The organism is Arthrobacter arnarulunnguaqae, from assembly GCF_051262515.1.
In the GTDB taxonomy this organism is placed as follows: Bacteria; Actinomycetota; Actinomycetes; order Actinomycetales; family Micrococcaceae; genus Arthrobacter_N.
On record NZ_JBIMER010000003.1, the window covers coordinates 183,713 to 198,309 of the forward strand.

Sequence of the window (14,597 nt, forward strand, 5' to 3'; positions counted from 1 at the left end):
GCGCAGCGTTGGCCGGGTGTTTTCCGGTGCCCTTCGGCAGGCGGCGAAAAACAGGGCGGCCCGTCCCACCTGGCAGAAGCGATTGGGTCACCTGTGGGCACTCGCACTGGTCCTCGGGGTCTCCGCGCGCGTCAGCCACCGACTCGGAGGGCCAGAATGGCTGACGGCAGTCCTGATTGTGACGGCCGTCGCATTGGCCGTCACTCTGCTGGTGCGACGCGTCGCTGCGGAAATGCGCGCATGGAGGCGCCGGTAGCCGCGTACTAGACTCGTGACCACCATGATTGACGTATCCCAGATCCCCACTGTCACCCCGGAAACGCCCGTCCGCGTGCGTTTCTGTCCGTCCCCGACCGGCACTCCGCACGTTGGACTGATCCGCACGGCCCTCTTCAACTGGGCCTACGCACGCCACACCGGCGGCAAGCTCATCTTCCGCATCGAGGACACGGACGCCCAGCGCGACAGCGAGGAGAGCTACGATCAGCTCTTGGAGGCACTGGACTGGCTCGGGATCGACTGGGACGAGGGCGTGAACGTCGGTGGTCCCCACGAGCCATACCGTCAGTCGCAACGCTCGGATCGCTACGACGAGGTGATCACCAAGCTGAAGGACGCCGGACACCTTTACGAGTCCTTCTCTAACCCGGACGAGGTCGAAGCGCGCCACAAGGCAGCCGGCCGCGACCCCAAACTGGGCTACGACAACCACGACCGCACGCTCACGCCGGATGAGGCCGCCGCGTTCCGCGCGGAGGGTCGGGAGCCGGTCCTCCGCGTCCGCATGCCGGACGAGGACACGACCTTCACCGACCTGGTGCGCGGCGAGATCACGTTCAAGGCCGGCTCTGTCCCGGACTTCGTGGTGGTCCGCGCCAATGGCAAGCCGCTTTACACGCTCGTGAATCCGGTCGACGATGCGCTCATGGGCATCACGCACGTGCTGCGAGGCGAGGACCTCCTCTCGTCCACGCCCCGGCAGATCGCCCTGTACCGGGCGCTGATCGATGTTGGCGTGGCTCAGTACATGCCGCTCTTCGGCCACCTTCCATACGTCATGGGCCAGGGCAACAAAAAGTTGTCCAAGCGCGACCCCGAGTCGAGCCTGTTCCTGCACCGCGACCGCGGCTTCATCCCCGAGGGGTTGCTCAACTACCTGTCGCTGCTCGGCTGGAGCATGTCGGCCGACGAGGACATCTTCACCCGAGACCAGCTGGTCGAGGCGTTCGACATCCACAGCGTCCTTTCCAACCCGGCCAAGTTCGACCTCAAGAAGGCCGAAGCCATCAACGGATCTCACGTGCGGCTTCTTGATCCGACCGACTTCCGCGATCGACTCGTTCCGTACCTGCGCCACGCGAAGCTCGTGGGGGAGGCCCTGACGGAGCGGCAGAATGAGATCCTGACGGAGGCGGCTCCTTTGGTTCAGGAACGCATCGCCCTCTTGGGCGAGGCACCGGACATGCTTGAGTTCCTGTTCCGTACGGACGACGACGTCGTCGTGGCCCAGGACGCGCTAAAGGGACTTCCCGGCAATACCGACGAGGTGCTCGACGCCGGCATTGCCGCCCTCGAGGAATTGGGTGACTGGACCGCCGAAAGCATCCAGTCGGCGCTCCGTGAGGCACTGATCGAAGGCATGGGCATCAAGCCGCGGCTGGCTTTCGGTCCCATCAGGACGGGAGTCTCGGGGAAGCGCATATCGCCGCCGCTGTTTGAGTCCATGGTGATCCTGGGCAAGGAGTCATCGCTCGTGCGTCTGCGGGCCTTCCGCCAGGACATCGACTCGCTCTGACACATCGAGGTGCGTCCCGCCAGCTGGCGGGGAGCACCCCTTGCCGACGGTACCTTCGATTTTGGAATTGGGACGAGGGTCGGGTAAAGTAATTACTCGTGCTGAGGCGCCGGGAACTGCTTGAACAAGGTAGCAAACCGGAGGCTGAAGTCCATTGGGATATGGTGTAATTGGCAACACATCGGTTTCTGGTACCGACATTCTAGGTTCGAGTCCTGGTATCCCAGCGCTACGGTTTCCGCGGTTCCCGCGGGAAACGGCCTGACCGAAGTAGTTGTTTTCGGTCAGCTACGGCCCCATCGTATAGCGGCCTAGTACGCTGCCCTCTCACGGCGGTAACGCGGGTTCGAATCCCGCTGGGGTCACGGTTCGCAAGAACTACAGGCGGCATCAGCCTTCAAGTGATGCAGGCTATGCGGCCCCATCGTATAGCGGCCTAGTACGCTGCCCTCTCACGGCGGTAACGCGGGTTCGAATCCCGCTGGGGTCACCGTTACAAACAATGTCCTCGGCTTCTGCCGGGGACATTGTCGTTTAATCCTCAGGACGAGGGAAGAATCGTTGTCACCCGGGGTTTGCAAGGCCCATCTAGAGCGGGACCTTTTCCCGCGCGGCGATGAACGCTGTTTCCGCCCATCTTCTCGGGCCCCGACCTCGATTGGTCCCTTCAGCGTGCCCATTCTGTAGCGCCGATCGCTTGCCGACGTGCGTGACCTCAACGACCCTGATGCGTTTGACGTGGTTGAACCGCATCCTGCGTAAGCTGTCGAAGGTGAGACACATGGTGGATCTAATGTGCCTGCCGACGGCGAGCGGATGGCAATACGACGGAGCCGTTTGATGCAGGACACGCCCAAGCTTCTCGCAGTTCGAAAGTTTTCCAGTCCGCGCCGCAGGTACCGCTAACGTGGTTCCTGCCCCAGAGCGAACCGACCGCAGGTGGTGCATAGTGTTTGCCTTCTCCGAAGAGACCGTACGGTCGGACCATCCAGCCCTGTCCGGCTGGACGTTCAACGACGTTCAATGGACGCGGTTCGGAGCCGACGCCGTACATATGAACGGCCAAAGTGCGGAACTCGCCGACTTCGTCTCGGCCAATGGCGAATTGCAGTTGTTGGATCGCGCCCTCAAAGCGACGTTCGTCGGGGGCCTCGGCAGCTACCAGATCCGCATCAAGTTTCCCCGTCCGGTTCATTCCGCCGATGGTGTGGGCGCAGTCTTTACCCTGCGCGGTTGGAAAGACATCCAATATGTCGCCGTCGGTTATACGGACTCCGAGCTGTTCCGCCACATCAAAGTCAAGAACCCACTCGATGGTGTAGCCACGGAAATCATGTGCGGATTCTCCGATCTTGTCTTCCGCATACAGAACGGGTGGTCGAACGTCTTCAGCGCTGACGTGGCCGACTTGAGGATCTATGTGAAAGGAGAACCCGACGGGGAAGGCGAGATCCTGGTGGATTGGGTGTCGGCCTGGGACGTCGACTCGAAGCCCGAACCCAGCTATGCGTCATCGCTGGACCCCGACGCGGCGGCCGTCACAAGCCTCATATGCGACCACCTTGCCCAGAAAAACCCCGATTACAGGCGTCGCGCCGCAGAGTTCGTCGAAACAGGCGACTTCCCTGTCATTGGCCGGACGCGTCTGCCGTGGAAATCTGCCGACCTCCAACCGGAGGACGTGGGATCGAATGGAACTTATCGCTACATTTGGCATTCGCTGTGCCCCGCAGGAGACCTGCTGGTCTACGGGCTGATCGACGGAGTCGATGCGGCAATCTATGCTGCCCGAGACATGATCAACTCGTGGTTGGATCATAATTTCTACAGCGAAACGGCAGACACGAAATATGCGTGGTACGACCACGGCGCCGCCGAGCGACTTATGGTGTTCCTGTTGATGGCCCAGGTTGGCGGTCAACGAGGCTTCGATGGACGGTTCATGCTGCGACTCAACCAAGCGATTGAGGAGCACGCAAATCTCCTGCTGTCGGAGGCGTTCTACGCTTTCAACCAACCAACCCGGCACCACAACCATGCGTGGTTCCAGGACATCGCCTTGCTCATGGCAGGCATCATCGGTCGGGACAGTCCTTCCAGCGATTACCGAATTTCAACCGGCTTAGCCCGGCTGCGTGACCAGTTCGACTCACTGATCACGAGAGACAGTGGCTTCGCGGTTTTCGTCGAGAATTCCACTGGCTATCAGGAGGTCATACAGCATCTGGTGGGCCTGACGGAGAAGTTGGCGGCCATCTCCGGAAGGGAAACCAAATCGGGCGAACTCGTTCGTGAATTGCGGAACTGGTCCGACGTCCTGAGGTACCCAGATGGCCGGGCACCGTCCCTAGGGGACACGTTCCGCACGGTCAACGGACCAGCAGCCGAAGCGGCGCATACAGCCAAACTGGAGGCCCCGGGCCTAATGGTCCTGCCGATTGCCGGATACGCCGTCGCCAAGGGCCTCCATCAGGGACTACCGCAAAACGTGATGGTTTACGCTTCCAATTTGTCTGCCACACATAAGCATGCCGACCACTTGTCGTTCACCCTGTTTTTCGACGGCGTCGAATGGTTGATAGACCCCGGCTTCTTCTCCTACGAGCCGGGTGATGCAGTGGCCCAGTACCTGCGGGGGCCATGGGCCCATAACGCAACCGTCATCGACGACGTTCCCTATTCCCTGGCACCGGGGAGGGCCACTCTTGGCGGGTTCCGCGAGGGGTCCGAATACGTCATTAGCGGGATGCACGAGGCGTTTCGCGGCCATCAGGTGTCCCGCCAACTCTCCGGCCGGCTCGATCGCCTGCAGTTGCGAGGGCACGACGAGGTTCTTGTGGCTGAGGGCGCGGACGACCACGAAGGTAACGACTTCACGGCTACGAGTGTCTTCCATCTTGGCGAAGGCGTGGTGGTGCAACCCAGCGGCCATGCCTCGTGGTTACTAACGCACGGCCGCTCTCGGTACGGCCTGGTCATTGGAGCGATGGTGTCCGGCGCAGTCGTCAGAGGTGTTGGGTCTTCGCCCAAAACGACGAGTGTCTCCGCCGGTGCCTACGGCGAGTTTCAGCCGACTAATTCCCTGATGCTCGAGCATCCCGTTGGGCAACCCCTCGAATGGACCCTTGACGCGGTCGATCGTAATCCGAGCACATAATCCCTAAGCGGTCCGCAAAACACCGTGCGAGTCCTCGGTACAGGAAAACCGCTGTGGGGCATGATGGAGTCCGTGAACACTGACCAGCGAGCGTCCGCAGGCCCGGACGGAGACGGAACAAGTGCGGTGCGGCTTCTGGAGGAAGCCAAATCGTCGTTGCTGGATGCGGCTTTGCCCTTAAACGTTCCCGGCGCCGGAGCTGCGCGTGAATTCGTTCGCGCCATTCTCGAACAGCTGGAAGACTACATCCTGCCGCGTTTCCGGAATCTCGACGCACCCCTCTTGGCAGTCGTTGGAGGTTCGACCGGAGCGGGCAAATCCACGCTCGTCAACGCACTCGTCGGCCACCCCGTCACCCGAGCCGGCGCCATTCGACCCACTACGAGGCAGCCCATTCTTCTGCACCATCCATCCGAGGCACGGTGGTTCAACGACCAGCGGATCCTCCCCGGGATGTCCCGGGTAGCCGGCCGTAGAACGAATCCCGACAAGCCTGAATCGGCCGATCGGGTCGGCCCCGCTCCGGACGCGGCGGTGGGCTCACTGGTGATGCTGGCGGACGAGGCGATTCCCGCTGGCATTGCATTGTTGGACGCCCCGGATATTGACTCCATCTCGGACGGGAACCGGCGCCTGGCCGGTCAACTTCTGGCGGCGGCGGACCTGTGGCTGTTCGTCACCACGGCCAACCGCTACGCGGACGCTGTGCCCTGGAAGCTCCTTCTGGAGGCCGCCGGACGGGACATCACCGTCGCCGTGATCCTGGACCGCGTCCCCCCCGGCGTAGAGGAAGAGGTTGCCACGGATCTCCGCGCCATGCTCGAACGGCAGGGACTGGGAACGGCGCAGCTGTTTGTCGTTGCGGAGACGAACCTCGACGACTTCGCGATGCTGCCCGCTGACGCGGTCGCGGAGTTGCGGGGCTGGCTGTCCGACCTCGCCGGGGACGTGGCCGGGCGCTCGGCCGTCGCGCGCAGGACGCTTGACGGCGTCCTCCGGCAACTGGTCGTAAGGATCGATGCCGTCGCCGACGCGGAGGATGCGCAGCGCGCCGCGGGCGCTCGGTTAGGCGCTGACGTCGCCGAGGCCTACGCGACTGCCGCGCAACGCATCGGCGAGGCCACCAGAGACGGCACCCTCCTGCGGGGCGAGGTCCTCGCGCGCTGGCAGGACTTCGTGGGAACCGGCGAGTTCTTCAGGTCCCTCGAGACCGGAATCGGACGATTCCGCGACCGCATCGGCGCCTTCCTCTCGGGCAAACCCCAGCCGGTCGAAACGGTGGAGGAGGCGATCGAATCCGGCCTGCTCGCCGTAGTGGTCGACCAGTGTGCCCGGGCCGCCGAGGACGCGGACGCGCGTTGGCGGGCCGATCCGGCAGGCCGGGAGTTGCTGGGGTCCGAGGATTTGGCCCAACCTGGGGCCGGCTTCGCGGATTCGGCAGCCGCCGAGATCCGGGCATGGCAGGGCGATCTGATGGAACTGATCCGCACCGAGGGGGAGGGCAAGCGTTTCACGGCGCGCATGGTCTCCTTCGGCGTCAACGGTGTGGCGGTCGCCCTCATGGTTGTCGTCTTCGCATCAACGGCTGGTTTGACTGGACTCGAGGTCGGCATCGCGGGCGGTTCCGCCATCGTCGGCCAGAAACTGCTGGAGGCGATCTTCGGAGAGGACGCCGTTCGGCGTCTCGCCAAACAAGCTCGCGAGTCTCTGGACAGCCGTTGCCGGTCGCTCTTGGCAGAAGACAGTGCACGGTTCCTCGAACGGCTCGCCATTCTGGGGCCCCAGGACAATGCTGACCTTCTCCGCGGCCACGCACGTAGGCTTGCCGCGCTTTCGGCGGGAGAATCGGCATGAGCCGGCGGCGGTCGGAGGGGGCAGGCTCGCCTCTCGTGGACCAGCTCGACGCGCTCAATGAAGCGAGGGAACTGGGCGAGGGACGAGTGCCCCAGGCCGCGGAGGCGGCCGTATTGGATGTTTTGGAACGGGCCTCCACTCGCCGTTCGCTCAGCGCTGACCACACCGTCGTCGGGTTCTTCGGCGCGACGGGAAGTGGGAAGTCCTCGCTCTTCAACGCGGTCACGGGTCAGGATTTGGCACGCGTCGCGGCCACCCGCCCCACCACGTCCGCCCCATTGGCCGCCGTATGGGGCGCGGCCGGAAGCGCGGAACTGCTCGACTGGTTGGGTGCCGACCAACGCCATGAACTCGCAGATCCTCTTGCCGATGGCCGGCGCACCGGTTGGCTTGGCGGGGGACGAGCGGAGCCCGGCGGGCTGGTGCTCCTGGATTTGCCGGACTTCGACTCGACGGCCCTGTCCCACCGCGAAACCGTGCAGCGACTGTCAGGTCAGGTTGACGTCCTCGTCTGGGTGCTTGATCCGCAAAAATACGCGGACGCGGCGGTTCACCAAGACTTCATCCGCCCGTTGTCAGCCTACGGGGCAGTCACCATGGTGGTGCTCAACCAAATCGATCGTCTGCCTCCGGGAACGTTGAACGCGGTTCTGGATTCCTTGCGCGGGATTCTCGCGGACGATGGGCTGGGGAAGGTTCCCGTCTATCCGGTCTCGGCGAGCACCGGGGACGGGGTCGACGAACTCCGTGCCGCCATCGCCGCGGTCTCCGCGGGCCGTGATGCCGCAACGCAGCGGCTCCGCTTGGATGCGGCAGGTGTGGCAAAGGCGCTGGGTGCGGAGGTGGACGGGGAACCGCTGGATGCGCCGGGAAAGCACGTCCAACGGCGGCTGGCAGGCCAATTATCCGAGGCTTCGGGCGTGGAAACGGTCGTGTCCGCCGTCGGCCGCTCCTACAGGATCAACGCGGGGGCAAAGACCGGCTGGCCCGTAACCCGGTGGCTGACTCGGCTGCGTCCGGATCCGCTGCGACGGCTCAATCTGAAGACCCGGGATGTGAACCCCACGGTCAACCGCACATCATTGCCCCCGCCGGGTTCGGCCCAGCGTGCGCAGGCGGACTCCGCGGTTCGTGCCTACGCTGACACCGCAAGCCACGGAGCGCCCGAGGCTTGGCGCGGTTCCATCCGCCGTGCCGCCCGGGCGAGCGCACCGACCCTGCCGGATGCGCTCGACCAGGCGATCGCACACACGGACATCGGGGCCGGCAAGGGGTCCTGGTGGTGGCCGGTTGTGGGTACCGTCCAATGGATCGCGCTGGCGAGCGCGCTGGCCGGCGCCGCGTGGTTAGGGGGGCTCTTCGCCATGGGATACCTGCAGTTGCCGGTGCCCGAAACGCCACAGGTCGAGGGGTTCCCGATACCCACGCTGATGATCGCAGGCGGTCTCTTTCTGGGCATCGCTCTGTCGATGGCCACGGGAATCATTTCCCGGATGGCTGCGAGGACTCGGGCTGCCGCGGCGCGGCGACGACTCCGCACGGCGGTCGCCACGGTTGCTCAAACGCATGTCGTTGAGCCGGTGGCCAATGAAATCGACCGCTACAACAGGTTTCGTAGCGCACTGAGGGCAGCCCGTGGCTGAACAAGATTCACCCGCTGTACTCGTCGGCGGCATGACGGAGCGGGGCCTGCTGGCACGCATCCTTCCGCGGTTGAGCGGTGCCAGGGTAGAGGTCGGACCCGGCGACGACGCAGCCTTGGTTGAGGCACCCGATGGGCGGTTTGTCTTCAGCATCGACACGGTGGTGCAGGACCAGGATTTCCGGCTTCTCTGGCCGAACGGCTCCGTGGGAAGCGGCTATGACGTCGGATGGAAGTCGGCGGCCCAGAACCTGTCCGATATCAACGCGATGGGGGCGGTGACGACGTCGGCCGTGATTAGTCTGACACTGCCGTCCGACACCCCAGTCGACTGGGTGGAGGGGTTTGCGGACGGCTTCAGTGCCGCCGTCGCGGCTCTTGGCGCGCACCGCTGCGCGATCGTTGGCGGGGATTTGGGCCGCGGGCGCGAGCTCTCAGCGACAGCCGCGGTGACCGGCGACCTCGGCGGCCACGCACCGGTTCTCCGCTCCGGAGCCCGCCCCGGGAATGTCCTGGCGGTCTGCGGACGGCTGGGCGCCGCGGCGGCCGGGCTTGCGCTGTTGGAATCGGCCCTGCCGCAGGCGGAACTCGAAGGACGGCATCGCCGGCTGATCGATCTCCAGCTACGGCCGCGACCGCCGCTGGAAGCGGGACCGCTGGCCGCCGCGGGCGGGGCGACCGCAATGATGGATTTGTCCGACGGTCTGGCGCGAGACGCCCCGCGGATGGCCCGAGCCAGCGGCGTCGACCTGCAACTCGACGTCGCGGCGCTTGCCCTACACGCGGAGGAGCTAGGGCCGACGGGGAGGCTTCTGCAGACGGATCCGTTCGGGTGGGTCGTCCACGGCGGAGAGGATTTCGCGTTGCTGGCCACCTTTCCGGCGGCTATCCACCTGCCGGTCGGCTTCAGCGCCATCGGGTCAACCGCAAGCGGCCATGGCGAGGTCCGGATTGGAGGCACGGTGATAGGGGAAGCGGGTTGGGACCACTTCACCGCGGCGCGTTCCGCCGGCGGTACAGGGGGCTAGGCGGATGGTTCGCGCTCCTGGCCTCCGCGGGCGCCCTCCACCTGTTCGAACGAAAAACCGGCGCGTGTGGCGTGGCAACGCGCGGCCCTCCGCGTTGCTAGAATCACCGACAGGGCGCGTGCACGACAGCCCACGGTGATTGCGGCGAATGATGGGGGAGCAAGGTGCACGAGGAATTGGTGGGCATCCGTGCTCGGAGCATCCGCACGGGCAGGTCATCAACTCCACTACCTCCAAACCCGGCAGCGGATAGTCCCCAGGATCTTCTTCGGGTGCCCGTGCGAACGACGGCCCATCAACCCATACCGCAAGTGGTGGCGACCATTGCCACGGACCAATCGCAATCCGAGGTCGCAAGGTATTACCCGACCCTTCCGCTCTACCCGGACACGGTTGTGGCGTCGGTGGACGCCCATAGGCCGCAATTTATCCTCATCGAGCGGGCGGCACTGAACGCCGGTCCTTGGTTCGGCACGGAACATGAGGCCGGTGGGGCGCTCATTGAATTGATCAACCGGCTTGAAAAATGGTCCCTGAAGGCGCAATGCGCGATGATCATGATCGACGGGCCGGGCGAAGACCGTTATTACACCAAACGGTTACGTGCAGCCGCGCGCCACTGCTTCCCGAACGAGAACTTTTGGTCGGAGCTTCCCGAACGCCCCCGGCGCCGCAAGATCTACCACTTGGCTCAGCAGTTCGCGGAGAAGGCGTTCGAGGAAGGTGGATCAACGAATGGTTCGTGACGACCGTGATGTAGTGGTTTGCGTCGAAGACTCCGGGCACGAAGGCCTGATCGACGAACTTACGGCCGAGATTTCGAGTAACGGAGCCACCCCGGTGGTTATCTCAGCCGGTGAGGGTTTGCCGCCGGATGGCGATGGGCCGGTTCGTCGGGTATTCATTAGTCCGGCTGCAGGCAGGACCCCACAGAGGATTGCATGGGCCGCCGTTGGCGAGGCGACGAGACGACGCGCCAACCTGGTCCTGGTCCGTGGGATGCGCACGGCGTGGAGCCTTGCCGGGAACGCCGCGATGAATGGACGCATTGTCTCTTGGCTTCCGGGCGAGCCCCTCTCCGAAGAACTGCGGCGATGGCCGCGTGGCGAGGGCGCCATCGAAGCCATCGGACGCGTGTCTCGGCTTATCCTCGTCGACGATGAACTATCGCGGATCGCCCTCATCCAAGCGATCCCCCAAGTGGCCGCGAAGATTTTCGTCTTCGTCAGCGCAGCCGAGCATTGCACAGGCACGCCGAACGTGCTCACCGCACGGACCATGATGAGACTCCTGAGGGCCCGCTACCGGGTCTTGGTTTTCGACGATTTGGCACACGACCGCGGAAATTTCGGGCAGCACAACCACGGCGTGCTTCCGTCCGGCGGAGGGGAAGTGGCGCCACCGCGGCTGGCCGAAAACCTGAGTTCCCCGGACGTACAGATCATTCGCTTGACTACGGCGGAGTGCATAGAGGGCGGCGGGGGGGACGTTGTGAGCATCCGACCGCGGCTTCCGGCACGGCACCTTCAGGAAGGGCGCTTGCTCCCCAGATACGCTGCCTGGCATCTGGCGATTGTCGCGGAGGTTCTCGACTGCGACGTTGTCCTACCGGCGGATGCGGAAACGGCGCTTGCAGGGAGGGGCAATGAAGTGCTCCTGGATCGGATGTGGCCGACACTTGCCGTAGCCTCCTGGGACGGGGTGGAGTCCCTCGGCACGGAACGCATTGGCGAGATTGTTGACTTGTGCCGGAAGGTGGTGGTGCCCTCGGAGGGGATCCGTTCAGTTGTGGAGTCGCGATTATCCGCGGCAGCCGGCAAATCGATCGTGCTTCCATGGACCCATACGTCGGATACGGGTGGGACGGTTTCGAGCGGCGAACTGGGCGAGCACTTCGCAGCCGTCCTCGAGAGGCAGACGGCCGATTATTCCGCAGTCGAACTCCAACCAGAACGGCTCAATGTTCTACTCGCGGGACACGACTTCAAGTTTGCGGGCGAGCTGGTCGATCAGCTCACCCTCCGGCGGGACCTCGACGTACGGATCGACAAGTGGGATGCACAGGATCTCCATGATCCGAACGCCAGTCGGGCGTGTTTGGAGTGGGCGGACGTCATTATCTGCGAGTTCGCATCGCACAACGCCGTGTGGTATTCGTGGGAAAAATTGCCGCACCAGAAGCTTCTGGTCCGCTTCCATGGCTACGAGGTCAATCTCGATTGCATCCGCGACCTGAATGTCGACAATATCGATTCGGTGGTATTCGTTTCGGAGTTCTTCCGCCGCCGTGTCGTCGAGGACTTGGGGTGGGAAGATGTGCCGACATCGGTCGTTCCCAACATGATTGACAGCTCCGACTTGGACCGTGGAAAACTCCCTGAAGCCCGCTTTCACCTTGGTATGGCGGGCATCGTGCCGATTCTCAAGCGGCCGGATCGCGCCCTGGACCTACTCGAAAACCTGCTGGAGCGGGACGCCCGGTACACGCTTCATCTGCGGGGAAGGAATCCTTGGGAATACAGCTGGATGTGGAAATCCGACGCCGTCCGAGACGCCTACGAAGCCCTGTACGAGAGGCTGCTCGTCGACCCGGCCCTCCGTGCCAGGGTGTCCTTCGATGACTTCGGCCCGGATATGGGGCGGTGGTTCCAAAAAATCGGTTGGGTGTTATCGCCTAGCACGCGGGAAACGTTCCATCTGGCCCCGGTGGAGGGGATGGCCTCCGGAGCTGTTCCCGTTGTTTGGGATCGCCCTGGGGCTTCCGAGATCTTCGGCGACGAATGGTTGCACGGAGATACGGCAGCAGCGGCTGATTACATCCACGCGGTCAACGAGTCCGAACGAGCGTATGAAGAAACGAGTGCTCGCGCACAGCTCCATGCCGTCCGCTACGACCTCAGGTCCTTGTCGCGGTCGTGGTTGATCCTCATAAGGACGGCGGGCAATAGGTTTCAGGACGTTCCGTCACGGCGCATTGAGGCAGGGAGAGTCGAGATTCTCTTCGGACAGCGCCAGGACGCCGACCGGTTGGGACGCCTGGTGCGCGTCCTCCAGCGAGACGGACATGCTGAACGTGTTGCGCAACTGATCGACGAATATCCCGCTCTTTTTGCGGAGCTTCCGTCCGCAGTCTCCGGGGAGGCTCTCATGAGACGGGGCCTAGCTAAGATTGCCGCGACTCCCGGAATTGTTCCCGCCCGCTCGTCCGGCGCCATCTATAAGACGCGGTCCGGCCAAACCATGTCCGTTAGGGCGGCGCCAGTGGAATCCGGCCGATCCTCGGTTGCCGCTTCGAGGGAAAACGCGGCATTCGAACTTCATCCGCCGACTATCTTTCGCCCGCCGCAGGCGGATGAGACGCCAGGGGAAGCGGCATCGCAGGCCGAGCTGACCATAGACAAATTCATTATCTACTCGGCTGACAGGCTGGTCCGTGAGGCCCGGGCAAGCAGGCCTGCCGCCCTAGTCAGCCACGGCGACTGCTGGGTGGCCGCAGCGGTCCTTATAGCCTCCCGGCGCTTGGGCGTCCCGTTCATCTTGGATCTCGGGACTTCCGCGGCCGATCGCTACCGGGAAACAGCCGAATGGCTCACTTCAGAGGCGGACGGGGTTGCCGCGGGCGCCATTGACGATCGACTCGTGTCAGCGGCCGCGGAAAACCACGCGTCGATGGCGCATGTCCATGAACAGAGGAGCCTGCGCCAGTTGCGTGTTGGACTCATCGCTGACCAGTTCACGACTCAGACAGTCTCGGGATCGTTCGATGCCGTTCCGCTTCGGCGTGCGGACGGATACCTGCAGGTGGCCGTCGAGTCCTTGGACGGCTTGTTCATTGAATCCGCTTGGGAAGGACCGAACGACGAGTGGCGGCGCGGGGTCGCACATTCGAAAGAAGGCATCGGCGACCTGCAAAAAATCATCGAGGTCGCGCGGCACAGGGGTATTCCCGTCCTGTTCTGGAACAAGGAGGACCCGGTGCATTTCGCCAATTTCGCGGGAACGGCGGCCTTGGCCGATCATGTGTTCACCACGGACGGCGACCGGGTACCCGCCTATCTCGGCCTTCCAGAAAGTTCGATTCAAACCGCGTCCGCATTGCCTTTCTACGCTCAACCGCAAATCCACCATCCATTGCCGACGGACAGAACATACGAGCACTCCGTCTCGTATGCAGGTACGTACTATGGCGATAGGTTCAGGGATCGGTCCATCGAACTCCACGCAATGCTTGAGGGGGCGGCACGGCACGGGCTGACCATTTACGACCGGCAGGTCAATGTTCCGAATTCGCCGTACCACTTTCCGCCCGAACTGGCGAAGTTCGTCAAGGCAGGCGTTGCCTATGAAGAGGTTCTCAAGGTGTATAAAACACACCCGGTCAATATCAACGTGAACTCGGCTCGGGACTCGCCGACGATGTTTTCCCGCCGCGTTGTCGAGATCGCGGCGTCTGGCGGAGTGGTGCTCAGCGGACTTGGCCGCGGCATCAGCGATCAGCTGCGGGGTATTCCAGCGACGGGTGATGCTGCTTTTTGGGACGACAGGCTCGCGGTTTGGATGGAAGACGAGGGTGCCCGACTCGACGAGGCATGGAAGCAGCTGCGCTGTATCGCGCGCTCTCACCTGGCGGATCAAGCACTGACACTGATGTTCCGAACCGCTGGACTTCTGATCAGTCTTGAGGGGCTGCCGCCTTACGCCTTGCGGTTCGAATCCGTGGGCGATCTGGAACTGGATGTCCTACTCGCCCAAACGCACCGGCCTTCGGCCGTCGCCATCGCCGCATCGGAACTGCCACGCGTCCATAGGGACCGCCTGCAGGAAGCCGGCATTGGCGTCGTCGAGGCCGTCGAAGAACTCGACGAGTCAATCCAGTGGATAGCTGACGGACTCGTCCAGGGACGCCCCACCTATTTCGAGGACTTGCTCCATGCGGTGCGGTTTGGCGAGTGGTCCAGCATTGGTGCCCAGACTTGGCGCCCCGAAATGGGCCGTGGTCGAACGCTGGCCACTGAGGGCGATGCGAATACGCTCATCGCATTACGGCATCGGAATCGATCAAACGCTGGGGCCGGACGCCCAATGACGTGGCTACTCGCGCCCGATTCGTGATTCGGAACA

Annotated in this window: 7 protein-coding genes and 3 tRNA genes; all 10 read left to right on the plus strand. The window is 63.6% G+C overall.

Translation table 11 applies throughout. The annotated features are described in order from the left end of the window. Nucleotides 1-280: 280 nt before the first annotated feature. The 10 genes from gltX (at nt 281) to ACHAAJ_RS04685 (ending at nt 14,588) form a co-directional block, all read left to right on the plus strand. Entirely contained in the window at nt 281-1,795 is a 1,515-nt protein-coding gene (gene gltX / locus ACHAAJ_RS04640) for a glutamate--tRNA ligase (protein WP_435726751.1), read from the plus strand. 155 nt (nt 1,796-1,950) lie between these two features. Beyond that, a tRNA-Gln gene (locus tag ACHAAJ_RS04645) sits at nt 1,951-2,022 on the plus strand. Between the two features lie 65 nt (nt 2,023-2,087). Further along, a tRNA-Glu gene (locus ACHAAJ_RS04650) sits at nt 2,088-2,160 on the plus strand. 52 nt (nt 2,161-2,212) lie between these two features. Beyond that, a tRNA-Glu gene (locus ACHAAJ_RS04655) sits at nt 2,213-2,285 on the plus strand. 459 nt (nt 2,286-2,744) lie between these two features. Next, nucleotides 2,745-4,952 (plus strand): heparinase II/III domain-containing protein, encoded by a 2,208-nt coding sequence (locus tag ACHAAJ_RS04660; protein WP_435726752.1) that lies wholly within the window; start codon nt 2,745-2,747, stop codon nt 4,950-4,952. Nucleotides 4,953-5,015: 63 nt separating this feature from the next. Continuing rightward, entirely contained in the window at nt 5,016-6,806 is a 1,791-nt protein-coding gene (locus tag ACHAAJ_RS04665; protein WP_435726955.1) for a dynamin family protein, read from the plus strand. A gap of 35 nt (nt 6,807-6,841) precedes the next feature. After that, nucleotides 6,842-8,449: a GTPase gene (locus ACHAAJ_RS04670; protein ID WP_435726753.1), complete on the plus strand. Its 1,608-nt coding sequence runs from the start codon at nt 6,842-6,844 to the stop codon at nt 8,447-8,449. Nucleotides 8,450-8,480: 31 nt separating this feature from the next. Beyond that, on the plus strand, nt 8,481-9,476 hold the full coding sequence (thiL, locus tag ACHAAJ_RS04675; protein ID WP_435726956.1) for a thiamine-phosphate kinase: 996 nt from the start codon (nt 8,481-8,483) through the stop codon (nt 9,474-9,476). A 314-nt stretch (nt 9,477-9,790) separates the two neighbouring features. Next, nucleotides 9,791-10,222: a hypothetical protein gene (locus ACHAAJ_RS04680; RefSeq protein ID WP_435726754.1), complete on the plus strand. Its 432-nt coding sequence runs from the start codon at nt 9,791-9,793 to the stop codon at nt 10,220-10,222. Further along, the gene (locus tag ACHAAJ_RS04685; protein ID WP_435726755.1) at nt 10,212-14,588 is read left to right on the plus strand and encodes a hypothetical protein; all 4,377 of its coding nucleotides are present in this window, start codon (nt 10,212-10,214) and stop codon (nt 14,586-14,588) included. The genes ACHAAJ_RS04680 and ACHAAJ_RS04685 overlap by 11 nt, the downstream gene beginning before the upstream one ends. The last annotated feature ends 9 nt before the right edge of the window (nt 14,589-14,597 follow it).

Coding starts and splice junctions, on each gene's coding strand:
- ACHAAJ_RS04665 (WP_435726955.1), top strand. CDS start 5,016: ATGGAGTCCGTGAACACTGACCAGCGAGCGTCCGCAGGCCCGGACGGA.
- ACHAAJ_RS04685 (WP_435726755.1), top strand. CDS start 10,212: ATGGTTCGTGACGACCGTGATGTAGTGGTTTGCGTCGAAGACTCCGGG.
- gltX (WP_435726751.1), top strand. CDS start 281: ATGATTGACGTATCCCAGATCCCCACTGTCACCCCGGAAACGCCCGTC.
- thiL (WP_435726956.1), top strand. CDS start 8,481: ATGACGGAGCGGGGCCTGCTGGCACGCATCCTTCCGCGGTTGAGCGGT.